This is a genomic window from Jeotgalibaca caeni (assembly GCF_028863945.1).
GTDB classification, from domain to species: Bacteria; Bacillota; Bacilli; order Lactobacillales; family Aerococcaceae; genus Jeotgalibaca; species Jeotgalibaca caeni.
On record NZ_JARBEA010000147.1, the window covers coordinates 1 to 568 of the forward strand.

The following is a 568-nucleotide window of genomic DNA, read 5'->3' on the forward strand; positions in this document are numbered from 1 at the left end:
ATATGCGGAAGTAGTTCAGTGGTAGAACATCACCTTGCCAAGGTGGGGGTCGCGGGTTCGAACCCCGTCTTCCGCTTTTGTATGTAGCAACTAAACATACATTATTTTTAGTTGCACCCATAGCTCAATTGGATAGAGTACCTGACTACGAATCAGGCGGTTGCAGGTTCGACTCCTGCTGGGTGCATTGCAGTAAACGGGAAGTAGCTCAGCTTGGTAGAGCACTTGGTTTGGGACCAAGGGGTCGCAGGTTCGAATCCTGTCTTCCCGATTGCAATTTTAATAATTTGGGGGCTTAGCTCAGCTGGGAGAGCGCCTGCCTTGCACGCAGGAGGTCAGCGGTTCGATCCCGCTAGTCTCCATTTTTTTATAAATGTTTCCATCTATTGGCGGTGTAGCTCAGCTGGCTAGAGCGTCCGGTTCATACCCGGGAGGTCGGGGGTTCGATCCCCTTCGCCGCTATTTTAAGAATGATATAGAGCGAAAACTCGTTAAACTAACTACCATTATCGCGGGGTAGAGCAGTTGGCAGCTCGTCGGGCTCATAACCCGGAGGTCACAGGTTCGA

5 tRNA genes are annotated in these 568 nt (G+C 50.9%); all 5 read left to right on the forward strand.

The features are described 5' to 3' along the window. Nucleotides 1-4 precede the first annotated feature (4 nt). The 5 genes from PVE40_RS12905 (at nt 5) to PVE40_RS12925 (ending at nt 462) form a co-directional block, all read left to right on the forward strand. Nucleotides 5-76, forward strand: a tRNA-Gly gene (locus PVE40_RS12905). 37 nt (nt 77-113) lie between these two features. After that, nucleotides 114-187, forward strand: a tRNA-Arg gene (locus PVE40_RS12910). A 10-nt stretch (nt 188-197) separates the two neighbouring features. Then, a tRNA-Pro gene (locus PVE40_RS12915) sits at nt 198-271 on the forward strand. Nucleotides 272-289: 18 nt separating this feature from the next. Next, a tRNA-Ala gene (locus PVE40_RS12920) sits at nt 290-362 on the forward strand. Nucleotides 363-388: 26 nt separating this feature from the next. After that, a tRNA-Met gene (locus PVE40_RS12925) sits at nt 389-462 on the forward strand. Nucleotides 463-568: the final 106 nt, after the last annotated feature.